Source organism: Lacticaseibacillus boliensis (assembly GCF_054784775.1).
The window spans coordinates 1-21951 of record NZ_BAAIHN010000017.1 but is presented as its reverse complement, the minus strand read 5'-3'; the positions used below and the strand labels follow the sequence as shown (position 1 = coordinate 21951).

General features: G+C 52.3%; 21 protein-coding genes. 14 read left to right on the top strand and 7 right to left on the bottom strand.

The window, feature by feature from the left end; genetic code table 11:
• Nucleotides 1-10 precede the first annotated feature (10 nt).
• From ACYVRB_RS08285 to ACYVRB_RS08275, 3 genes are all read left to right on the top strand, one after another.
• Nucleotides 11-814: a Cof-type HAD-IIB family hydrolase gene (locus tag ACYVRB_RS08285; RefSeq protein WP_461214689.1), complete on the top strand. Its 804-nt coding sequence runs from the start codon at nucleotides 11-13 to the stop codon at nucleotides 812-814.
• Between the two features lie 396 nt (nucleotides 815-1210).
• Nucleotides 1211-1471 carry a hypothetical protein gene (locus tag ACYVRB_RS08280; protein ID WP_461214688.1) on the top strand — a complete coding sequence of 87 codons (261 nt, stop codon included), beginning with the start codon at nucleotides 1211-1213 and terminating at the stop codon, nucleotides 1469-1471.
• Nucleotide 1472: 1 nt separating this feature from the next.
• Nucleotides 1473-1649 (top strand): hypothetical protein, encoded by a 177-nt coding sequence (locus ACYVRB_RS08275; RefSeq protein ID WP_461214687.1) that lies wholly within the window; start codon nucleotides 1473-1475, stop codon nucleotides 1647-1649.
• Nucleotides 1650-1710: 61 nt separating this feature from the next.
• On the opposite strand, the gene mnmG is transcribed toward ACYVRB_RS08275, so the two are convergent.
• From mnmG to rpmH, 6 genes are all read right to left on the bottom strand, one after another.
• A complete protein-coding gene (gene mnmG, locus ACYVRB_RS08270; RefSeq protein ID WP_461214686.1) occupies nucleotides 1711-3609 on the bottom strand; it encodes a tRNA uridine-5-carboxymethylaminomethyl(34) synthesis enzyme MnmG in 1899 nt (632 codons plus the stop codon).
• Between the two features lie 44 nt (nucleotides 3610-3653).
• The gene (gene mnmE / locus ACYVRB_RS08265) at nucleotides 3654-5033 is read right to left on the bottom strand and encodes a tRNA uridine-5-carboxymethylaminomethyl(34) synthesis GTPase MnmE (protein ID WP_461214685.1); all 1380 of its coding nucleotides are present in this window, start codon (nucleotides 5031-5033) and stop codon (nucleotides 3654-3656) included.
• A 385-nt stretch (nucleotides 5034-5418) separates the two neighbouring features.
• Nucleotides 5419-6138, bottom strand: coding sequence for an RNA-binding cell elongation regulator Jag/EloR (gene jag / locus ACYVRB_RS08260; RefSeq protein ID WP_461214684.1), 720 nt, complete (start codon nucleotides 6136-6138; stop codon nucleotides 5419-5421).
• A 76-nt stretch (nucleotides 6139-6214) separates the two neighbouring features.
• On the bottom strand, nucleotides 6215-6997 hold the full coding sequence (locus ACYVRB_RS08255) for a YidC/Oxa1 family membrane protein insertase (RefSeq protein WP_461214734.1): 783 nt from the start codon (nucleotides 6995-6997) through the stop codon (nucleotides 6215-6217).
• 71 nt (nucleotides 6998-7068) lie between these two features.
• Complete coding sequence (rnpA, locus tag ACYVRB_RS08250) at nucleotides 7069-7425, bottom strand: ribonuclease P protein component (protein WP_461214683.1); 357 nt, start codon at nucleotides 7423-7425, stop codon at nucleotides 7069-7071.
• A gap of 149 nt (nucleotides 7426-7574) precedes the next feature.
• Nucleotides 7575-7715 (bottom strand): 50S ribosomal protein L34, encoded by a 141-nt coding sequence (gene rpmH / locus ACYVRB_RS08245; protein ID WP_003568442.1) that lies wholly within the window; start codon nucleotides 7713-7715, stop codon nucleotides 7575-7577.
• Between the two features lie 596 nt (nucleotides 7716-8311).
• Between rpmH and dnaA the strand changes: the two genes are divergently transcribed.
• The 11 genes from dnaA (at nucleotide 8312) to rpsR (ending at nucleotide 21564) form a co-directional block, all read left to right on the top strand.
• Nucleotides 8312-9667, top strand: coding sequence for a chromosomal replication initiator protein DnaA (gene dnaA / locus ACYVRB_RS08240; RefSeq protein ID WP_461214682.1), 1356 nt, complete (start codon nucleotides 8312-8314; stop codon nucleotides 9665-9667).
• A gap of 173 nt (nucleotides 9668-9840) precedes the next feature.
• Nucleotides 9841-10980, top strand: coding sequence for a DNA polymerase III subunit beta (dnaN, locus tag ACYVRB_RS08235; RefSeq protein WP_461214681.1), 1140 nt, complete (start codon nucleotides 9841-9843; stop codon nucleotides 10978-10980).
• Nucleotides 10981-11099: 119 nt separating this feature from the next.
• Complete coding sequence (locus ACYVRB_RS08230) at nucleotides 11100-12419, top strand: hypothetical protein (protein WP_461214680.1); 1320 nt, start codon at nucleotides 11100-11102, stop codon at nucleotides 12417-12419.
• 191 nt (nucleotides 12420-12610) lie between these two features.
• The gene (gene yaaA, locus ACYVRB_RS08225) at nucleotides 12611-12829 is read left to right on the top strand and encodes a S4 domain-containing protein YaaA (RefSeq protein ID WP_461214679.1); all 219 of its coding nucleotides are present in this window, start codon (nucleotides 12611-12613) and stop codon (nucleotides 12827-12829) included.
• Complete coding sequence (gene recF, locus ACYVRB_RS08220) at nucleotides 12826-13956, top strand: DNA replication/repair protein RecF (protein ID WP_461214678.1); 1131 nt, start codon at nucleotides 12826-12828, stop codon at nucleotides 13954-13956. Before yaaA ends, recF begins: the two co-directional genes overlap by 4 nt.
• Complete coding sequence (gene gyrB, locus ACYVRB_RS08215; protein ID WP_461214677.1) at nucleotides 13949-15910, top strand: DNA topoisomerase (ATP-hydrolyzing) subunit B; 1962 nt, start codon at nucleotides 13949-13951, stop codon at nucleotides 15908-15910. The genes recF and gyrB overlap by 8 nt, the downstream gene beginning before the upstream one ends.
• Nucleotides 15911-16278: 368 nt before the next feature.
• Complete coding sequence (gene gyrA, locus ACYVRB_RS08210) at nucleotides 16279-18852, top strand: DNA gyrase subunit A (protein ID WP_461214676.1); 2574 nt, start codon at nucleotides 16279-16281, stop codon at nucleotides 18850-18852.
• A 64-nt stretch (nucleotides 18853-18916) separates the two neighbouring features.
• On the top strand, nucleotides 18917-19621 hold the full coding sequence (locus ACYVRB_RS08205) for an MgtC/SapB family protein (protein WP_461214675.1): 705 nt from the start codon (nucleotides 18917-18919) through the stop codon (nucleotides 19619-19621).
• A 756-nt stretch (nucleotides 19622-20377) separates the two neighbouring features.
• Complete coding sequence (gene rpsF / locus ACYVRB_RS08200) at nucleotides 20378-20674, top strand: 30S ribosomal protein S6 (protein WP_461214674.1); 297 nt, start codon at nucleotides 20378-20380, stop codon at nucleotides 20672-20674.
• A 32-nt stretch (nucleotides 20675-20706) separates the two neighbouring features.
• Nucleotides 20707-21300 (top strand): single-stranded DNA-binding protein, encoded by a 594-nt coding sequence (gene ssb / locus ACYVRB_RS08195; protein ID WP_461214673.1) that lies wholly within the window; start codon nucleotides 20707-20709, stop codon nucleotides 21298-21300.
• A 27-nt stretch (nucleotides 21301-21327) separates the two neighbouring features.
• Nucleotides 21328-21564 (top strand): 30S ribosomal protein S18, encoded by a 237-nt coding sequence (rpsR, locus tag ACYVRB_RS08190; RefSeq protein ID WP_225049327.1) that lies wholly within the window; start codon nucleotides 21328-21330, stop codon nucleotides 21562-21564.
• Between the two features lie 116 nt (nucleotides 21565-21680).
• On the opposite strand, the gene ACYVRB_RS08185 is transcribed toward rpsR, so the two are convergent.
• On the bottom strand, nucleotides 21681-21951 hold a 271-nt coding region (locus tag ACYVRB_RS08185), incomplete at its 5' end, for a transposase (RefSeq protein WP_461214672.1).

The following is a 21951-nucleotide window of genomic DNA, read 5'->3' as shown; positions in this document are numbered from 1 at the left end:
TCTTTTACTTATGGAGGACACGCTTTTGACATACAAGGCAGTCGCACTGTTCGATCTCGATAAGACCCTTTTGAACCCGCAAAAACAGATTCCAGAAGAAAACCTCGCGGCCTTAGAAGCACTTAACGCCAATCACGTCTTAACTGTCATCTCGACCGGCCGCAACTATTATGAGCTCGCGGATTGGATGCGCGTCGGCCATATTCCCAGCGCCATCGCCGCCAACGGCGCTGACGTCTTTCACGCCGGCACCCACTTATATCAGAGTCCGATGGGCCAACCTCAGCTGACCCGCCTGACCAACTTGGCGACCGCTCATGATGTCGCGTTGGCTTATTACAACTCCAACGGTGCCGCCTTATCGATGACCACAGCAGAGTCTGATGCCAACTACGTAATCGCCCGCCAGACCCCACCACCGATCGACACCACCTTTTACACCCGCGAAGCAGTCTGCATGCTCTTGATCTTCTTAGCGCACAACGAACAAGGCGACGCGCGCGCTGAAAAATATCGCGCCGCTTTCCCAGAATTTGCCTTCTATCGCAACGGCGAACACGCCTTAGACATCGTCAACGCCGGTCAATCCAAAGCGACTGGCCTTAAGTTGTTGATGCAACAGCCCGACTTGGCCGGCCTGCCCACGTATGCCTTCGGTGACGGCAACAACGACATCACGATCCTCAAAGCCGCGACCGTTGGCGTGGCCATGGGCAACGCCTTGCCCCAGGTGGCCGCGATCGCTGATTATCAAACCGATGACTACCTCCACGGTGGCATCCCTAAGGCGCTACGCCACTTCAATTTGATCTGAACACTCGATTAAATAACGTCTATAACGGTTTGCTTGTCTTCAAATTGGCGTTTATGGCGCTAACAATAATCTCGTTTTGTGCCATCGTTCGCCGCCGCGCCAACACCAGCGTTTGTGAAGGAAACAGGACCACCCGCCGCGGGGGAAAATAAATATTTTCTTGGCCGGTCGCTACGCCGTCAACGGGTAACGCTGTTATACCGGCCTGTATCAGCAAATTAAGCCTTGACATCACCAGCCCCGCCAGCATGCCACCGAGACGCTTGTGAACGATGATTCACAAGCTCGCCATTATTTTGTCGCGCGGTATTTCTGCTATAATAGAAACCGCGTTGGCGCTTGGGATGTGCATCCCACATCCGTTGCACACAGATAAGATAACTTGGAGGTATTGTTGTGATCGATCAATCGTCTTTGAAACCCATCGTTTGGCTTAACGATAATTGTTATATTACCCTCGTCCCAGACGCACCTTATAACCTTGAGGTATGGGAGCGCGACGACAACGATCATGAACAGCGTCTCGGCCGCATGGACTATAAGTTCCATCGCGACACCTTCGCCGGGTTTATTTACCGGCTGCTCCCGAAGATCGACCTGTTGCAGATCCATGCCATCCAAAAACGCCTGAACCCTTACTTCGATTTGGAGGTATAACATGGATGCTCTTGTCATCAAACTGCTGATCATGGTCGTTACCGCCTTGATCGTCACCGTTGCCCTCATCGGGTTAGAGCTTCGCACCCACACCGGCAACCGCGCTTCCTACACGCTCAAAGGGATCGTCGGGGTCGTTTTAGTTGGGGTCTTGATCAGCTTGTTGGTCGTTCGTTAAAATCACCAACAGTCAAAAATCGCCGCAGCCAGAAAATATTCTGGTTGCGGCGATTTTGTTGTTATTGTACTTTGGCGAGTCGTCCTTGTTCGATATACACCGACAAGATGGCGACGTCGGCCGGGTTGACCCCGGAGATCCGGCTGGCTTGCGCTAGCGTTTGCGGCTGGATCTTGGTCAACTTCTGCCGCGCTTCGGTCGCCAAGCCGTTGATTGCTGAATAGTCTAACTTGTCAGGAATCTTCTTGGCTTCCATCCGCTTCAACTTGGCGATGCTTTGCATCTCCTTGTCGATGTAGCCGGCGTACTTGATCTGGACCGTCACTTCTTCAGAAACATAGCGGCCAACCGGCTCAGGTGCGGGCACAAACTGCATCAAATCAGCATAGCTGACCTCTGGCCGCCGCAAGAAATCAGCGGCCAACACGCCGTCTTTTAATGCCGGCAGGTTGCGCTCGGCCAGCCAAGGATTCACATCCTTAGGCCGCAGGCGGGTGGTTTCAAGGCGCTTGCGTTCTGCTTCGATCGCGTCTTTTTTGGCGACGAACTGGGCGTAGCGCGCATCCGGGATCAAGCCCAGTTGCCGGCCCATCTCGGTCAAGCGCAAGTCCGCATTGTCGTGCCGCAAGATCAGGCGATATTCTGCACGGCTCGTCAGCAGGCGGTACGGCTCGTTGGTGCCTTTGGTAACAAGATCGTCGATCATGACACCAATGTAGGCATCAGAGCGCCGTAGGGTGAAGCCAGGCTTGTCTTGGGCGCGCAAACCGGCGTTGATGCCAGCGATCAGGCCTTGGCCGGCGGCTTCTTCATAGCCGGAAGTCCCGTTCATCTGGCCAGCGGTGAAAAGATTGCGCACCACTTTGGTTTCCAGCGTCGCGGTCAACTGCCAAGGCTCGATGATGTCATATTCAATGGCGTAGCCTGGCCGCATCAGTTCAGCATGCTCGAGCCCGGCGACAGAATGGAGCATCTTGAGCTGCACTTCTTCCGGCATCGATGTCGAGAAATCGCCAACATAATATTCGTCGGTGTCCCGGCCTTCCGGTTCCAAGAACAGCTGATGCCGCGGCTTGTCGGCAAACCGCACGACCTTGTCTTCGATCGACGGGCAGTAACGCGGGCCAACGCCTTTGATCACGCCGGAAAACATCGGGGCACGATCGAGGTTTTCACGGATAATATCGTGAGTTTTGCTGTTAGTGTAAGTCATCCAGCAAGAGAGCTGGTCTTTGAGGTACACAGAATCTGGGGTCATGAAGCTAAAATGATTCGGCGTTGTATCGCCTGGTTGCTCGTCGGTTTTGTCAAAGTCGATCGAATTCCCAACCACACGTGGCGGGGTCCCGGTCTTGAACCGGCGGAGCTTGAAGCCGTTAGCTTCCAGACTCTCGGAAAGCCGGATGCTCGGTAAGCTGTTATTAGGGCCGCTGGAGTACATCAGCTCCCCGATGATGATTTTCCCACGACTCGAGGTGCCGGCGGTTAAAACGACACTTTTGGCGCGATAACGTGCCCCAGTCGCCGCGACCACGCCGACACAAGTTCCGTCTTCCACCAGCAGGCGTTCAACCAGCCCTTGGCGCAAATCAAGATTCGGTTCAGCTTCGATGGTCGCCTTCATGCTCCGGTGGTAAGCCGCCTTGTCGGCCTGGGCGCGTAAGGCGCGTACCGCCGGGCCCTTGCCGGTGTTGAGCATCCGCATCTGGATGTAGGTCTTATCGATGTTGTGTGCCATCTCGCCGCCTAAAGCATCGATTTCGCGCACAACGATCCCCTTGGCCGGCCCGCCAACACTTGGATTGCAAGGCATGAATGCCAGCATTTCCAAGCTGATGGTGATCAGCAGCGTCTTATTTCCCATCCGTGCAGCGGCTAGCGCGGCTTCACAACCGGCATGACCGGCACCAACCACCACCACATCATAGGTGCTGGCTTCATATTCACGAACTTCTGGCATGACTACTCCTTTAATCTGATAATTTCCCGGGAAATATTCCCAGCTTATTTTCCTAAACAAAATTGGGAGAACAGCTGCGTGATCAATTCATCAGGCGCGGCATCCCCTGTGATCTCGCCCAGCTTGTCCCAGGCGGCCGTCATATCGATCTGCACAAGATCGATCGGCATCCCCGCTTGGATCCCGTCTAAAACGCTTTGCAGGCTCGTTTTTGCTTGCCGCAGCAGCCCGATCTGACGCGCGTTGGTGACCATTGTCGTCGCCTGCGAGTTCTCGATACCGGCGTTGAACAGATCCGCGATCTTGGTGTCTAGCGCGTCCACGCCTGCGCCGGTGGTGATCGACGTCCGCACAATCTGTGATTTATCGACCCGGCCGCCCAATTCCAGCGCCGTTGGCAGATCCTGCTTGTTCAGCACCACGATCCGCCGCTTGTCGGCGGTCGCCGTCAACAATTGCTCGTCTTCTGTCGTCAGCGGCTGGCTGGCGTCGAGCACCAGCAAAATCAAATCGGCTTGCGTGATCGCCCGGCGTGAGCGTTCAACGCCGATTTTTTCGACCTTATCTTCGGTGTCACGGATCCCCGCGGTATCGACCAGCTTCAGCGGGACGCCGCGGACGTTCACATATTCTTCCAAGACATCGCGCGTGGTGCCGGCAACGTCGGTGACGATGGCCTTATCTTCGTGCAGCATGTGGTTGAGCAGACTCGACTTCCCGACGTTGGGTCGGCCGACGATGGCCGTCGCCAGCCCGTCGCGCAAGACCTTGCCTTGACTCGCAGTTTGTAGCAGCTCATCAACTTTGGCCAGCACCATCTGGGCTTTTTCTTGAAGCATCTGCGTCGTCATCTGATCGGTATCATATTCTGGATAGTCGATATTGACCTCGACTTGCGCCAAAACATCAAGGATCTCTTGGCGCAGATTCGTGATCAAGCGCCGCAGATCGCCATCGAGCTGATCGACGGCCACCTGCATCGCCCGGTCGGTTTTGGCCCGGATCAGATCCATCACAGACTCGGCCTGAGTCAGATCCACCCGGCCGTTTAAGAAGGCCCGCTTGGTGAATTCCCCAGGTTCCGCCAACCGCGCGCCCAGCCCAAGAAGCAGCTGTAAGATGCGGTTGGTTGGCACGATCCCCCCATGGCAGTTGATCTCTACCATGTCTTCGCGGGTATAGGTTTTGGGTGCGCGCAACACGCTGACCATCACTTCATCGACCACCGCATCGGTGTCCGGATCTAAGATATGGCCGTAATTGATCGTATGCGTCGCGACTTGCGTCAGATCTTTACCCTTGAACAGCTCTTGCGCGGTTGCGATCGCTGATTCGCCCGAAAGCCGGACGATGCTGATCGCCCCTTCGCCAGGCGGCGTCGAAATCGCCGCAATGGTGTCATATTCTGTAACGGTCGTTGCCACAATATGCTTCCTTTCTCAAACAAAAAAGCGCACCATCCAGCCGTCGCTCATATTGAATGACCGACGGCTGGACAAAGCACTTTGACTACTTCATCAGTTGATTTTCGTGTTAATTCTAACTAAAAGTACACGGCTTGTCAAAACCCAGAGCGAAGTGGCACGCATTTAGCGGGTCGGATGGCGTAGCTAGCTGTACCCGCGTTGTGCCACGTAGCTCGACGAAACCAGAGCGAAACAGGACGGGTTTAGGCATGTATATAAGACGGCTTGGGTGCGTGCGGCAAAGCCGCGCGTGACCGAGACGGCTTATATGCAATACCGTTGTCCTGTGTAGCTCGACGATTCGGAGCGAAGTGGCACGCACTTAGCGGATCAGGTTAGCTAGCTACACCCGCCGCTTCGGTGTGATCACAACATAACGCCGCGGATCGATGCCTTCAGAATGGGTCTCGACATAGTCATTATCGACCAGTTCGGCGTGGATCGCCTTGCGTTCAAACGAAGGCATCGGATCCAGATAAACGGCAGTCCCGCGCGCGATGACTTCACGCGCAGTTTTACCCGCCAGTCGTCTGACGGCACTGTCACGGCGTTCGCGATAGTCCCCGACGTTTAGCATGATCGTCCACTTGGATTTACCATAGCGGTTGAATTCAGTCTGCGCGAGGTATTGAATCGCGTTGATGATCTTCCCGTGTTTACCAATCAGCTGGGCTTCTTTGTCCGTATTGATGGCAAACCACACCTTATCCCCGTGCCGCGTGCTATCGATCGTCGCCGTGATCCCGAGCTCACGCACGATGTCTTCGAGGTAGCTTTGGACTAACGCTATCGCAGTTTGGTCATCGCGCTTATGTAGCGAGCCTGCCGCCGGATGGTGTTGCGGGTGGTGGTGATGTTTTGGGGCCGGTTTCGGGGCTGGTTCTGGCTCAGGTTCCGGGGCCAGCAACTTCAAGTTGACGATCGCCGCTTTTTTACCGAGCCCGAACAGCCCCTTTTTTCCTTCTTGGATCACATCGACACTGACGGCCTCACGGGCAACGCCAAGCGTCTGCAAGCCAAGATCAATTGCCTTTTGAATCGTTGTTCCTTGAAAAGTCGGCATGCTTCTCCTCCAAATCGTCTCCAGCTTAAGTGGCAAAAAAACGCGTCGGCAGCAAGCTACCGGCGCGTCTGCACGACTAATGCTTTTTCAAAGCTCGCTTTAAAGCTCTGCGCTTGGCACGCTCGCGTTCTCTTTCTGCCTGTGCTTTTTCTTCACGTTGACGCCGCAGTTTGAAGGGATTTTGGATCAAGAACGTCTGGGCCAACGAGAAGGCGTTGGTGACAACCCAGTAGATTGCCAGCGCACTTGGGAATTGGAACGCCATGACCAAAATCATGATCGGCGAGATCGCAACCATCGCCCACGACATGTTGTTGCGCTGCGGTTGGGCCAGCGTCGACACCAGACTGGTCAACAGCGTGAAGACCGCGGCCAAGATCGGCATTACCCAATACGGATCGGGTTGCGCCAAGTTAAGCCACAAGAAATGGCCGGTGTTCAGTTCCTTGGTCCGGAAGATGGCCTGATACAAAGCAAACAGGAACGGCATCTGAATCGCGATCGGTAAACAGCCCATGATCGGGTTGATGCCTTCTTCTGCGTACAGCTTCTGCGTCTCTTGTTGCAACTTACGCTGCGTGTCAGGATCCTTAGAACTATATTTCTTCTGCAAGTCTTTGAGCTGCGGCGCGATTTCTTGCTGCTTGCCCATGCTCTTCAACGAAATATAACTTAATGGGAAGATAATGATCCGCACCAGCAAGGTGAAGACGATGATCCCGATCCCGGGGTTGCCTCCAAAGAGCTTGGCTAACCATAGAATGAACTGCGCGGCGTTATAGATCACGTACCGATCCCAAAAACCAGTACTATGAACGGTAACCGTCGATGTCCCGCAAGCCGTCAGCACAACTGCCATGCACAGCAAGCCGAGAACGGTAACCAGCCGCTTAACGGTTTTCTTACTCACGTGTATCCTTCTTTCGTGTACTAGATGATATCGACATCGGGGCTCAAGACTTCAGCCAGGTTCAAGACATGCACCAAGTTCTTCTTGGTTTCTGCCATGTCTAACTTGCTAGCCCCACGCCGCGCGATCACCAGAAAATCCATCTGGGGATCGATCTGCGGTTTGAGCTCTAGCAGGCTTTGGCGGATGTAACGCTTGATTTGGTTACGCATGACCGCCGTGTGCCCGACTTTCTTGCCGACCGAAATGCCAACGCGAAAATGTGGTTGGTCTCGACGCAGGTGATAGATCACGAAATTACGGTTAGCTACCGACTGCCCGTGATCAAACACATCTTGAAATTCAGCTTCTTTTTTGATGCGATACGACTTACGCACGAGTTCTCCCTCACAATCTGTCCTTAAGTATACAAGATGCACCGAGCCGGCGCACCTGTTTCGTGATATTTCCTATATGTAGGTTGAATTTTGCCCGAATTTAGGCGCGGTTTTGCAAAAAAAAACCACTGACGCGGTCAGTGGGGTTTTTAGGCAGATAATACTTTACGTCCCTTAGCGCGACGACGAGCTAAAACTTTACGGCCGTTCTTCGTGCTCATGCGCTTCATGAAGCCATGGACGCGTTCGCGATGACGTTTCTTTGGTTGGAAAGTCCGTTTGGTGGTCATGGTAGCACCTCCTATTAATTGATTACTATTTTCAGTAACGCTATTTACTTATCAAACATTATCCCATTATACGGACTGCATAGAGGTGCGTCAAGCATTACTATGAAAATTCGCGCAAAAGTCTTTTCCACAAAATCGGCAAAATTCCGGAAAATCTGTGTATAAGTTGTGAAACTGCCCTATCTTATTTTTTCAGTCATCCACAGCCTATCAGCAGGTTATCCGGAAGTGAACATGGGTGTTGAATAGTTATCCACAGGTTGTTTTTAACTTGTTTATAACTTGTGAAACACGCATTGCTTGGCGGTATTTTTGTGTTACGTCATTGTGCATAAGTTGTCTATTTTTTAATATCAAGCAGTGCTGTTCACCGCCTTGTGGAAAAGTTTTCGACACCCCTGTCACTAACCTTATCCCCTAGTTGTGTATCGTGTGGAAAACGCGTTTGCTTGTGGAAAACTTTCGTTAAAAATGCTAAACTGAAACTCGCGATACTTTGTCGTCAGCGCGTCTTTTTTGACGTGAATATTTATACATCTGCGACAAAACGAAACTGCTGATCCACACTGGGTGGGTTTGCTAAAGGAGGGTTCAGGGTGCCAACTATTGAAGAACTGTGGGCGTATTTACAAGACAAATTCCGCACAAGCTTGACTGCAACTGGGTTCAACACATGGATCAAAGACGCCAAGCCTGTACGCCTGACAGAGACAACGCTAACCATCAGCGTCCCTTCAGAGTTACACAAAAGTTATTGGGAGAAGAAACTCGTCACCAAAGTCGTCGAGTGGGCGTTCGCCTATAACAATCTTGAAATTAGTCCGATCATTGAAATTTCAGGAAGCTTACCGGAAGAAACGGTCGACCTGGGCATGCAGGCCCAAACGCCGACGCCAAAACCGGTGGTGCCAACTTATAAGGAAACGACGCATCTCAATCCCAAATATACTTTTGACACCTTCGTCACCGGCAAAGGGAACCAGATGGCGCATGCTGCGGCCTTAGTCGTGTCTGAAGAACCCGGCGTTTTGTACAATCCGTTATTCTTATACGGTGGCGTGGGGTTGGGCAAGACCCATCTGATGCAGGCGATCGGCCATCAACTCGTTGAGTACAAGCCCAACGCCAACGTCAAGTATGTGACGAGTGAAGCCTTCGCCAACGACTTCATCAACTCGATCCAAACCAAGAAGCAGGAACAGTTCCGGCAAGAATACCGCAACGTTGATCTGCTTTTAGTCGACGACATTCAGTTCTTTGGCGACAAGGAAGCGACCCAAGAAGAGTTCTTCCATACGTTCAACGCTTTATATGAAAACAAAAAACAGATCGTGTTAACTTCAGACCGTCTACCCAACGAGATCCCGAAGCTTCAAGAACGCTTGGTGTCGCGCTTCAAATGGGGATTATCCGTCGACATCACGCCACCAGATCTGGAAACGCGGATCGCAATCTTGCGTAACAAAGCCGATGCGGAACACCTCGTCATCCCTGACGACACCTTGTCTTACATCGCTGGGCAGATCGATTCCAACGTCCGGGAACTCGAAGGCGCCTTGGTGCGCGTCCAGGCTTACGCGACCATGAACCATTCGGACATCACCACCAGCCTCGCTGCAGACGCCTTGAAGAGCCTCAAGTTATCCGACAAAGATTCCGCGCTGACCATCGGCCAGATCCAACAAGTCGTCGCCAAGTACTATCAAGTGACGGTGTCAGATCTCAAAGGCAAAAAGCGGGTCAAGCAAATCGTCATGCCGCGGCAGATCGCGATGTACCTTTCTCGCGAAATGACCGATTCATCGCTACCTAAGATCGGCGCAGAATTTGGCGGCAAAGACCATACCACCGTCATTCACGCCCATGAAAAAATTGCCGAGCAACTCGGTTTAGATGAGCAATTGAAAACTGAAATTATAGAACTCAAAAATCGCCTGAAGAACCGCGGCTAAATCGCGGTTGTGGAAAACTCACAAAGTTAACCGCAGTTTTCCGTACATTTTATCCACAGGTGGAAAAGTTATCTCACCGGGTTTCACGAGGTTATCCACAAGGTCCACAGGGCCTACTACTATTACTTAAAAAGCATTATTATATATACAGTCACCGACACAGGAGGTCTGCTATGAAATTCACCATCACGCGCTCAACATTCATCAAAACGCTGAACGATGTTTCCCGAGCCATTACCAGCAAAAGTACCATTCCGATTTTGACCGGCTTAAAGTTAGTCCTTAGCGATAACGGCTTAGTCCTTACCGGTAGTGATGCCGATATCTCGATCGAAGCCCGCATCGACGCCAACGCTGAAACCAACGATCTATTGATCGAATCGACCGGCAGCATCGTTTTGCCTGCCCGTTTTTTCAACGAAATCGTTAAGCGCCTGCCGGAAGCCAAAATGACCGTGGACGTTCAAGAGAATTTCCAAACCGTCATCACCAGTGGGTCGTCTGAATTCACGATCAACGGGTTGGACGCCAACAACTATCCGCGCCTGCCAGAGATCGTCAACCCAGAACCGCTTAGTGTCCCAGCGGATGTGTTGAAGCAGCTGATCAACCAAACCGTCATCGCCGTCAGCAACCAAGAAAACCGGCCGACACTGACCGGTGTCCACCTTGTGATCGAAGGCAATCAATTGTTGGCCGTAGCCACGGACTCACACCGTCTGGCGCAACGGGTCATCGAATTGCCAAATCCAAGTAGCACTAAGTATGATGTCATCATCCCAGGGAAGAGTCTGTCTGAACTCAGCCGTACGCTGACGGATGATATCGCCAATGTCGAGATCCGTTTCGCGGAAAACCAGGTGCTTTTTGTGGCCGGAGCGACAAGCTTTTACTCACGGTTGCTCGAAGGCAACTACCCAGACACCAGCCGCCTGATCCCGACTTCAAGTACGACGCAAATCGAGTTCGACGCACCAGTGTTGTTGGCCGCTATCCAACGTGCAAGTTTGCTGAGTCACGAAAGTGCAAACAACGTCGTTAAGCTGAACTTGGACACTGTGGCCCAAACCGCGACGATCTACGGGAACTCTCCGGATGTCGGGAACGTGGAAGAAGCCTTGTCGTTCAACCATCTTTCAGGCGAGAATCTTGAGATTTCCTTCAACCCAGACTACATGAAGGATGCCTTGCAAGGATTTGGCCAAACAACCATTGAGATCGATTTCACTGCGCCGTTGCGTCCATTCACGCTGGTCCCATCCGAAGATCACGCGCACTTCATCCAGCTGATTACGCCGGTGCGGACTTTCTAGTGTTATTTAATTTGTTTGAAGAGTGATTTTTATTATCAAATCGAAAAGCTACGCGTAGGGTGGCTTTTTTTCGTGGTCAAAAGCGTATCTATACCTAAACGGGGTGAGGAGGTATTGTGATGCGCAAATTGTGGTTACTTGTTGTGATCGGATTAAGTTGGTGGGGGACGCCAACAAGTGCGGTGTCAGCGGTGGTGTCGTATGATCCTGCGCAGGGTGGCGTGTTTTGGGAACCACCGGCAGAGATATTGACCTATATAAATACGGAGGAGTTTATTCCGTTTGGCTATGCGGCACCCGGCAATCTATCGGTTACCACCGCAACGAGTACGAGTCTCGCAAGCACGTGGTATAAGCTAAACGATGATGGCACGATAACAACTCCAGAATCATCTACGGGATATGTCACCCCTAATAATAGCAATTTAGGTGTGATTGCCCGATTCGCTAATACTGGTGACTACCGAGTTGACTTAAAGTTAACGACAGATAAGGCTCAAAGTTCAGTGATAACTCGGACAGTTATCGTGCACGTGACGGATCCGGTGAATAGCCGGCAATTATTGCCACTGCCTAAACAACGGTTACTATCACCACTACCGACGCTGCTTGAGACAACGAGCAGCGGTGGCAACAATTTTCTTGAAATTAAAAAAGAGTTTGAGCCTGACCAAAGAGAGCATGCCTTCATATGGAGACTTACTAAGCCAATATATTATGTTTATCCACTAACCTGGTGGGATGGAACAATGATAAATATAGACCCGCAAACTCAGGAATTTACGTTCTATCTCAACGGACAGCCCCAAACTCAAACGTTATCATATGGCCTCGCTAACATCACGGCAGTAGAAGGGCACCCCATAACCTTGGATGCTTTGTACCTCAAGCCAATGCCTGGCACCAAGTTGACATTTAATTGGACTTATACCGTCAAAGGCGGTAAAGCCCAAACAATCGCCAGCGATACGCCTTCGCTTCCAATTCCAGATAATTGGCACGCTGACGGCAGTATTTATGTGACACTTATTTATTCGTATGATGGAAAGTCTGTGCCTATCAAATCAAACACTGTGGCGTATCACTACCAACCCCAGGTAATACGTGCAACGTCCACCTTTGCTGTGAGTGATTTGCTACAGCACGATATTCACGTCAACGCTAGGATCGCCGACTGGCCGATCACGCAAACCGGCGATTGGCAGCTTGAGGTGGCGGTGTCGCCGGTACAAACCAATAGCGGTGTCAGGATGCCGGCGGCTTTAGTTTTGCCCGGTGGCACTCAGGTCGCCGGTGGCGAGACCAAACGGTTGGCTTTCAGCGGAGATCAGGTCTTGGCGTTGACACAGGCTGAGTGGCTGTTACAGCAACAGCTAACGCCTGTAGTTGGCCAATATAACGCGACAGTCCGTTTCACGGTGATCTCAGGACCGGAATAATATGGCAAAAATGGTCAAATGCAAAAATTTGGCCATTTTTGCCGTTTAAGGGCATATACGTAGCGGGATACTGATTCGCTATAAAACGCGTGATAGCGGCTTATAATCGCTTAATGACATTGTGTTTCACACCAAAAAAAGCTATAATATATAGGTAGTATTAACTTAACGGCAAAGGGAGTGGACGTTCAATGGCAACAGTTGAGATCTCGACTGAATACATCACGCTGGGACAATTACTGAAAGATGCTGGGGTGATCGACAGCGGCGGTCAAGCCAAGTGGTTCCTGGCAGAAAACCGGGTCTTGGTGAATGGTGAAGCAGATACGCGGCGTGGTCGCAAGTTGCGTGTCGGTGACACGGCGACGTTGCCTGACGGCACTGAGATTGCCGTGGCTGCTTCAGAATGAGGCTGACACACCTGACGCTACGCAATTACCGCAATTATGCCAAGGTCGATGTCGATTTTTCTCCGCAGATCAATGTGTTGATTGGAGAGAATGCGCAAGGCAAAACCAACTTGCTTGAAGCGGTGTATGTGTTAGCGTTAGCGCGTAGTCACCGGACGAATAATGATAAGGAATTGATTCGTTTCGGCGCTGATTTCGCCAAGATCACAGGGACGGTGGCGCGTGAAATTGGGAAGCATCAGCTGGAGCTGGTGATTTCTAAGCTAGGCAAAAAGGCGCGTCTCAACAAGATCGAACAGCCGCGGTTGTCGACTTATGTCGGCCATTTTAACGTTGTGTTGTTCGCACCGGAAGACCTGGCGATCGTCAAAGGCAGCCCGGCTAATCGCAGGCGGTTCATTGATATGGAGTTCGGCCAGATGAGTGTCAAGTATTTGCAGACGCTCAGCGAGTACCGGATCGCCTTGCGCCAGCGAAACGCGTATCTCAAGCAGCTAAAATATCACCAGGCCAAAGACATGGTGTTGCTGGATGTGTTGTCCGACCAGCTGGCCGCGGCAGGCGCCGAGATCGTGACGCGGCGGGCACATCTGTTGAAACAGATGGCGGGTTTTGCGGCGGAGATTCACAGCGACATCACCAAGGGACGCGAGAAGCTGACGTTCCAATATCAAAGTCAGGTGCCGGAAGACGTGCGTGACGATGTTGAAAAAACTTACGCGACCATGGGTGAGTTACTCGCCAAGCACCAGGCACGCGAGTTGGAACAAGGAACGACACTGGTCGGTCCGCACCGAGATGATGTTGCGTTTATCGTGAACGACAAAAACGTCGCGAATTTTGGCAGTCAAGGCCAACAGCGCACGACCGCCTTGGCGGTAAAACTCGCAGAGATCGATTTGATGAAGTCGCAAACCGGCGAATACCCAGTGTTGCTACTCGATGACGTGTTGTCTGAGCTTGATGATGATCGCCAGACCCACTTGCTTAAAGCAATTCAAAATAAGGTGCAGACCTTCCTGACGACCACTAGCTTAGATGGGATCGCGCGGGAGATCATTGACACACCAGCCGTCTACCACGTGGCAGACGGGCAGTTGACGAAGGAGGAAACAAGTCGTGACTGACAAAGAAGAAGCCCAAATTGAGGCTAAAGAAGAAAAAGCGGCGGAATATGACGCCAGCCAGATCCAGGTCCTCGAAGGGCTCGAAGCCGTCCGTAAGCGTCCTGGGATGTATATTGGGACGACCTCTAGCCAAGGGCTACACCACTTGGTCTGGGAAATTATCGATAACGGGATCGATGAAGCCTTAGCCGGATTTGCATCGACGATCGATGTGACGGTTGAGCCTGATAATTCGATCACCGTGTTCGATGATGGCCGTGGGATCCCGGTCGACATCCAAAAGCAAACAGGGATGCCAGCGCTGGAAACGGTCTTCACCATCCTTCACGCCGGCGGTAAGTTTGGCGGTGGCGGCTACAAAGTTTCCGGTGGGTTGCACGGGGTTGGTGCGTCTGTTGTTAACGCCCTGTCGACTTCCTTGGATGTTACCGTAGCTCATGATGGGAAATACTATTACATGGATTTCTCACGCGGTAAGGTGACTACTAAGATGAAGGTGATCGGGGATGCGCCTGAACACGCGCATGGCACTAAGGTTCATTTTGTGCCGGATCCTGACATCTTCACCGAAACCACGACCTACGACGACAAGATTTTGACGCAACGGATCCGCGAGCTGGCCTTTTTAAACAAGGGTTTGAAGCTGACCTTCACTGATAAGCGGGCTGAGACGCATGAAAAGCTTGTTTTCCATTACGAAGGTGGGATCAAGGAATACGTGGCCTTTTTGGATAAGGGCAAAACTGCGGTACTGGCTGATCCGATCTATGTTGAAGGCCAAGCTAACGGCATCACGGTCGAAGTCGCGTTGCAATACACCGACGATTACCACACCAACTTGATGACCTTTGCCAACAACATCCACACCTACGAAGGTGGGACGCATGAAACGGGCTTCAAGGCCGCTTTGACGCGGGTGATCAACGATTACGCGCGCAAGTCGGGCCAGCTCAAAGAGTCTGATGACGCTTTGTCTGGTGAAGACGTGCGTGAAGGCATGACCGCCGTGGTTTCCGTCAAGCATCCTGATCCGCAGTTTGAAGGGCAGACCAAGACCAAGCTTGGCAACGCTGACGCGCGGACGGTGACTGACCGGACGTTCTCCGAGCATTTCTCCAAGTACTTGATGGAACACCCAGCAGAAGCGCGCCAAGTCGTCGATAAATCTTTGCTGGCAAGCAAAGCGCGTGCCGCTGCCAAGCGTGCCCGTGAAGTCACCCGGAAAAAGTCTGGGTTGGAAATCTCTAACTTACCCGGTAAGCTGGCGGATAACTCGAGCAAAGACCCTGAGATCTCTGAATTGTTTATCGTCGAAGGGGATTCCGCCGGTGGTTCCGCCAAGTCCGGTCGTAGCCGGCTGACACAGGCCATTTTACCGATTCGAGGCAAGATCTTGAACGTGGAAAAGGCCTCGATGGAGCGCATCTTGGCCAACGAAGAAATTCGGACGCTGTTCACCGCGATGGGCACAGGCTTCGGCGAAGAATTCGACGTCGCTAAGGCGCGTTATCACAAATTGATCATCATGACCGATGCCGATGTCGACGGCGCGCATATCCGCACGCTGTTGTTGACGCTGATTTATCGCTACATGCGGCCGCTGTTGGATGCAGGCTTTGTCTACATCGCCCAGCCACCGTTGTATCGGATCCGCCAAGGCAAGATGATGCGTTACATCGATTCCGACGAAGAATTGGATGAGGTCTTGGGCACATTGCAGCCGAGTCCTAAGCCTGAAATCCAGCGCTATAAAGGGCTTGGTGAAATGGACGCCAACCAGCTGTGGGAAACCACGATGGATCCTGACAAACGCCGCTTGCTGCGAGTTTCGCCAGAAGACGCGGAAGCTGCAGACGGGATCTTCGAAATGTTGATGGGCGACAAGGTCGAACCACGACGCAAGTTCATCGAAGACAACGCTGTTTACGTTGATGCTAAGAACATTGACGCCTAAACCAGAGCGGAGTGGCGCGCACTTAGCGGGTCAGGTAGCCTAGCTATCGCCGCTTGGGGCGGGTTTGGCCCCGAGTGCGATAGCGTAGCTAGCTGTACCCGCGTTGCGCCACGCAGCTCGACGAAAAACCCAGAGCGGATCGAGGCGGTTTTAGCGCGTAGCAGAACGTGTGCTATCAGTAAGCAAACTTGTTTGCGTAACTGATAGGACCGTTATGCCTAGCGCGTTGCCTCGAGTAGCTCGACGAAACGGCACTTAGCGGGTCAGGCACCTAGCCGACCGCACCCCGCCGCATAACGTAAAAATTTAACCGTAACCTACAGCCACCAGCTGTACTTGAAACAACTTTGAAGGGAGCAATTGCGTCAATGGATGACCGCCAAGAAAGCCGGATCACATCAGTTAATCTGGCTAAAACGATGAAGACATCGTTCCTGGAATACGCGATGAGTGTTATTGTCGCCCGGGCTTTGCCTGACGTACGCGACGGCCTCAAGCCGGTTCAGCGTCGGATTCTGTACGGGATGAACGAACTCGGGGTGACCCCAGACAAGCCATATAAAAAGTCTGCGCGTATTGTCGGGGATGTCATGGGGAAATACCATCCGCATGGGGACTCTTCGATTTATGAAGGTATGGTGCGCATGGCGCAAGACTTCTCATACCGCTACATGCTTGTCGACGGGCACGGGAACTTCGGCTCTGTCGATGGTGATGGTGCCGCCGCAATGCGTTATACCGAAGCGCGGATGAGCAAGATCACGATGGAAATGTTGCGCGACATCAACAAAGATACGATCGACTATCAAGATAACTATGATGGCACGGAAAAAGAACCCGTCGTCTTACCGGCACGTTTTCCTAACCTGTTAGTCAACGGGGCGACCGGGATCGCGGTCGGGATGACCACCAACATTCCGCCGCACAACCTTTCTGAAGTCATCTCTGCGCTACACATTTTGATGGACAACCCGGAAGCCACCACCGCCGATTTGATGACGGCCTTACCAGGCCCTGATTTTCCAACCGGGGCCTTGGTACTGGGTAAGTCCGGTATTCGCCGCGCCTATGAAACCGGCAAAGGCGTCATCACGGTGCGGGCAAAAACGGATATCGTCACCGAAAAGTCTGGCCGCGAACGCATTATCGTCACCGAGATCCCCTACATGGTCAACAAGGCCAAGTTGGTCGAGCGGATCGCAGAACTTGCGCGTGAAAAGAAGATCGAAGGGATCACAGATCTCAACGATGAATCTGATCGCGAAGGGATGCGCATCACGATCGATATCCGGCGTGACATGTCGGCGTCTGTCGTTTTGAACAACTTGTTCAAGCTGACACCGTTGCAAACCGGCTTCTCCTTCAACATGGTCGCGATCGTTAACGGCGCCCCGAAGACGCTCAGCCTCAAAGAGATCCTGACCTATTACCTGCAGCACCAAGAGCAGGTTATCCGGCGGCGGACCGCTTTTGAACTGAAAAAGGCGCAGGCACGCGAACATATCCTCGAAGGGTTGAAGATCGCGCTCGATCATATCGATGCGATCATCAGCATTATCCGTGGGAGTGAAACCGGGGACAAGGCCAAGGTCGTCTTGATGGACAAGTACAACTTGTCTGACAAGCAAAGCCAGGCGATCCTGGACATGCGTCTGGTTCGTCTGACCGGTCTGGAACGCGACAAGGTCGAAAACGAGTTGAGCGAGATCCGCAAAGCGATCGCCGACTACAAAGACATCTTGGCTAATCCGCAACGGGTTCACCAGATCATCTATGATGAACTGCTGGAGATCCAGCGCAAGTTTGGCGACAAGCGGCGGACCGAGTTGCTGGTCGGCGAAGACTTGAACATCGAAGACGAAGACCTGATTGAAGAAGAAACCGTGGTAATCACGTTAACGCATAACGGTTACGTCAAGCGCCTGCCTGCAGACGAGTTCAAGACGCAAAACCGTGGCGGTCGGGGGATCCAAGGGACTGGCGTGCACGACGATGATTTTGTCGAGCACCTGGTAACGACCTCGACGCATGATGTGTTGCTGTTCTTCACCAACTCAGGTAAGGTTTATCGGGCCAAAGGCTACGAGATCCCAGAATATGGGCGCACGGCCAAAGGCATTCCGATCATCAACCTGCTGGGGATCGACAACAACGAAAAGATCCAGACTGTGATCAACGTGCATCCAAGCGATGACAACGACGGCTTCTTGTTCTTCGTCACGAAGCACGGCGTCGTCAAGCGCACGCCGGTCAGCGAGTTCCTCAACATTCGCAAGAATGGGCTGATCGCGTTGAACATGCATGAAGACGACGAGCTCAGCCGCGTGATCCCGACAACCGGCACCGACACGATGCTGATCGGGACCCACAACGGCTACTCGGTCACCTTCTCAGAAGCTGACGTGCGGTCGATGGGTCGCAGTGCCACCGGGGTACGCGGGATCCGGTTGCGTGACGACGATTATGTTGTCGGCGCAGACGTTTTGGCCCCTGATTCTGAAGTGCTCGTCGTTTCTGAAAAAGGCTACGGCAAGCGGACCGCTGCTCATGAGTATCCGGTCAAGGGTCGCGGTGGTAAAGGGATCAAGACCGCCAACATCACTGAAAAGAACGGCCCGCTGGCGATCGTCACCACGGTTTCCGGCGATGAAGACATCATGGCCGTGACCGATGCCGGCGTCATGATCCGCTTCAGCATCGACAACGTCTCGCAAACAGGCCGGGCAACCTTAGGGGTCCGGTTGATGCGGGTCGACGACGGCACGAAGGTCGTCACCGTGGCTAAACTCGCCAAGGAACCCGATGAAGAAACTGACGCAGATGCCTCTGATCAAGCGACACCGCAAGCTTCTGATGCGCCTGCCGGGGATGCCAACGCGCAGGTGGATGAACTCTTACGCCGCGCAGAAGACGACACAAATAACAACGAAGACGATGAATAAGCACCACCGCGCCGGGGCCTCTGAAAAGAGGCCTCGGCTTTTTTTATGATAAAGGAGGGATAAGATGACTTTTCGATTGAGCTTGATCGAGATCGTCGGGCGCTTGATGCTGGCGATCTTGGTCTCAGCGGTGATCGGCTATGATCGCGAACATAAGAATCGGCCGGCGGGGATGAAGACGCACGTGCTGGTGTGTTTAGGCGCCTGTATCGTCGCGCTGGTGCAAAAAGAGATCGGGTTTGATGCCCTCAATATCGCGCTCGCCCATCCGCACCTTGCTGGCGTCATCCGCGCAGACGATGCCCGGCTGATCGCGCAGGTCGTTTCCGGCATCGGCTTTCTCGGCGCCGGCACGATCATCGTCCAACACCGCACCGTGCGCGGCTTGACGACCGCCGCGAGCCTCTGGGCGGTCGCTGGGCTAGGCCTGGCGATCGGGATGGGCGATTATCAGATCGCGATCGCCAGCGCCATCGCAGTGATGGGGGTGTTGCTGTTTCTCAAACGGATCATCCACGTCAACGCGATGAAGCGCATCGAGATCCAGTATGACCATAAATTAGAGACGAAAAAGTTCCTGCAAGATTATTTCGAACAGCATCACATCGAAGTGAACGATGTGAATTTTCGTGTCACCCAAAGCGGCGAGCAGACGACTTACGTCAACATCTACGAAATCTCGATCCCTCGCGACCAGAACCTGCCAGATATCATCGAAGACATTTCATTGAACAAGAACATCATGCGCATCCAAACGGTCAGCCTGTAAGTTCGCAAAAGGCCATTATTGCGAATCTATTTGATGAGATGGCTATGTTGTTTGGTGATTAGTTAACTGCCGGGTGTGGACGAAAGTGACTCCAGTAGGATCGATCTGTCGTGGAGGCGGTGCTCGGCGAAGCTAACTCGAAGCTTTGCTTCGAGTGGATCTTCACCTGCGCTGGTTGTATGGCGACAAGTCACCAACAACGATGCCACCACGTCAGATCGACCTGCTTCCGTCACTTTCGCCCACACCCTGGATTCTGTGTATTGGGTTAATCTGTTGTGATGAACGCTAGACAATCTATCAATCACCGATAGTATGTATACGTCGAGAATTATCGCCGGGGCTATTCTATTTCTATTTTCTTAGAAACCATTACCTTCGATGATTGAACACAGAAGTGAGGACGGGGTGTGCGGAGACGGGAGATGGCTCAGGCGCGACGTTGTTGTTAGCGGCTTGCCGCTTACAACAAAGGCGTTGAGGGAGATCCACTCGAAGCGTTGCGGAGAGTTAGCTCCCGAGCGCCTCGCACCGTTCCAGCCATCTCCCGTCACAGTGCACCCCGTCCGTACTCATACCGCCATGACCCACCAACCCGGATAGTGATTATTGTCGTGTAGCCTTTACAGAAAAATGTTGAGTTATGGCGTTGGCTATGGTATAATTCTAGTTTGTGAGTATGTGGCCTTTTAGGCCATCGACTCCTTGCCCACGGGTGACCGATGGGCCAAAGTCCATAAGGAGGTGAAAGTTAAAATGGCTGAAACGAAGTATGAAATTACCTACATCATTCGTCCTGACATGGATGAAGAAGGCAAAGCTGCTTTGATCGAACGTTTTGACAATATTTTGAAGGATAATGGTGCTACCATCATCGATTCTAAGGATTGGCAAAAGCGTAAGTTCGCTTACGAAATCGGCAAGTACACTGAAGGTACGTATCACATTGTGAACGCAACTGAAGAAAACGCCGACGCGATCAACGAATTCGACCGCTTGTCCAAGATCTCTGGCGACATTTTGCGTCACATGATCGTTAAGCGCGAAGACTAATTCATCGCGAATTACGAGAGGAGAGCTAAGGGATGATCAATAGTGTATCTTTAACGGGCCGCTTAACGCGGGATGTCGAGTTGCGCTACACCCAAAGCGGGACTGCCGTCGGGACGTTCACGCTTGCCGTTGATCGGCAATTCACGAACGCCCAAGGGCAGCGCGAAACTGACTTCATTAACTGCGTGATCTGGCGTAAGAGTGCTGAAAACCTCAGCAACTTTACGCGTAAAGGGTCGTTGCTCGGCGTGATGGGTCATATTCAGACCCGGAACTACGACAACAACCAAGGCCAGCGGGTTTATGTGACCGAAGTGGTCGTTGAAAACTTTGCTTTGCTAGAATCACGGGCAGTGACCGAAGCGCGGCCGCAAGAGCCTGACCAGGGTGGCAATCAGAACAATGGTTACAACAACCAAAACAACTTTGGTGGGGCACAACAGCCTAACCAGAATAATTTTGGCGGTAATCCATCCTCTTCCTCGAATACGTCATCTAACAACGGTGGCAACAACCAACCGAACTTTGGCGGCAACAAGAAAAACGACGCCAATAACAATACTGCCGATCCGTTTGCCAACAACGGCCAACCGATCGACATCTCAGATGACGATTTACCATTCTAAAAGAATCTTTGAAAAGGAGTGACATTCATGGCACAACAACGCCGTGGTGGCCGTCGTCGTCGCAAAGTCGACTTCATCGCCGCTAACCATATCGAATATATCGATTACAAAGACACGAACTTGTTGGAACGCTTCGTTTCCGAACGCGGTAAGATCTTACCACGTCGGGTAACCGGCACCAGCGCTAAGAACCAACGCAAGCTGACCGTTGCGATCAAGCGCGCCCGTATCATGGGCCTGCTTCCATTCGTTGCAGAAGACTAATATGCGTTGAGAAGACTCGCCTTCGGGTGGGTCTTTTTTTGGCTCTGCGTCAACTGGTGTTGAAGAATAAATTTATCTTTTAGGAAAGTCTCCATGATAGGAGGCTTTTTGTTATTTTAGGCAGTTAATTGGTAGATGCGATTGAAGAAATTGGTTTGATTGCGAAAGCCGAAACATGAACGCTTCAGGGATTTGATCAAACGGTTGGTGCCTTCAATAGGCCCATTTGATCTTGGGCTTGCCGTTGCGGCTAACACACCACTACGGTTCTTTCTCAGGGTCTCAATAGTGGTATCCATCGTTGTCCCTGCGGGTTGATAAGTATCGATGAGACGCCAGACTGCCCGCGTGTCATGATTCATCAACGCGTCGTGTACCGAGATATAC

What these genes read in the sequence shown, in the direction of transcription:
- ACYVRB_RS08285 (WP_461214689.1), top strand. Translation starts at nt 11, where the DNA reads ATGGAGGACACGCTTTTGACATACAAGGCAGTCGCACTGTTCGATCTC.
- ACYVRB_RS08275 (WP_461214687.1), top strand. Translation starts at nt 1,473, where the DNA reads ATGGATGCTCTTGTCATCAAACTGCTGATCATGGTCGTTACCGCCTTG.
- mnmG (WP_461214686.1), bottom strand. Translation starts at nt 3,609, where the DNA reads ATGCCAGAAGTTCGTGAATATGAAGCCAGCACCTATGATGTGGTGGTG.
- jag (WP_461214684.1), bottom strand. Translation starts at nt 6,138, where the DNA reads ATGCCGACTTTTCAAGGAACAACGATTCAAAAGGCAATTGATCTTGGC.
- ACYVRB_RS08255 (WP_461214734.1), bottom strand. Translation starts at nt 6,997, where the DNA reads ATGGCAGTTGTGCTGACGGCTTGCGGGACATCGACGGTTACCGTTCAT.
- rpmH (WP_003568442.1), bottom strand. Translation starts at nt 7,715, where the DNA reads ATGACCACCAAACGGACTTTCCAACCAAAGAAACGTCATCGCGAACGC.
- dnaN (WP_461214681.1), top strand. Translation starts at nt 9,841, where the DNA reads ATGAAATTCACCATCACGCGCTCAACATTCATCAAAACGCTGAACGAT.
- ACYVRB_RS08230 (WP_461214680.1), top strand. Translation starts at nt 11,100, where the DNA reads ATGCGCAAATTGTGGTTACTTGTTGTGATCGGATTAAGTTGGTGGGGG.
- yaaA (WP_461214679.1), top strand. Translation starts at nt 12,611, where the DNA reads ATGGCAACAGTTGAGATCTCGACTGAATACATCACGCTGGGACAATTA.
- recF (WP_461214678.1), top strand. Translation starts at nt 12,826, where the DNA reads ATGAGGCTGACACACCTGACGCTACGCAATTACCGCAATTATGCCAAG.
- gyrA (WP_461214676.1), top strand. Translation starts at nt 16,279, where the DNA reads ATGGATGACCGCCAAGAAAGCCGGATCACATCAGTTAATCTGGCTAAA.
- ACYVRB_RS08205 (WP_461214675.1), top strand. Translation starts at nt 18,917, where the DNA reads ATGACTTTTCGATTGAGCTTGATCGAGATCGTCGGGCGCTTGATGCTG.
- rpsF (WP_461214674.1), top strand. Translation starts at nt 20,378, where the DNA reads ATGGCTGAAACGAAGTATGAAATTACCTACATCATTCGTCCTGACATG.
- ssb (WP_461214673.1), top strand. Translation starts at nt 20,707, where the DNA reads ATGATCAATAGTGTATCTTTAACGGGCCGCTTAACGCGGGATGTCGAG.
- rpsR (WP_225049327.1), top strand. Translation starts at nt 21,328, where the DNA reads ATGGCACAACAACGCCGTGGTGGCCGTCGTCGTCGCAAAGTCGACTTC.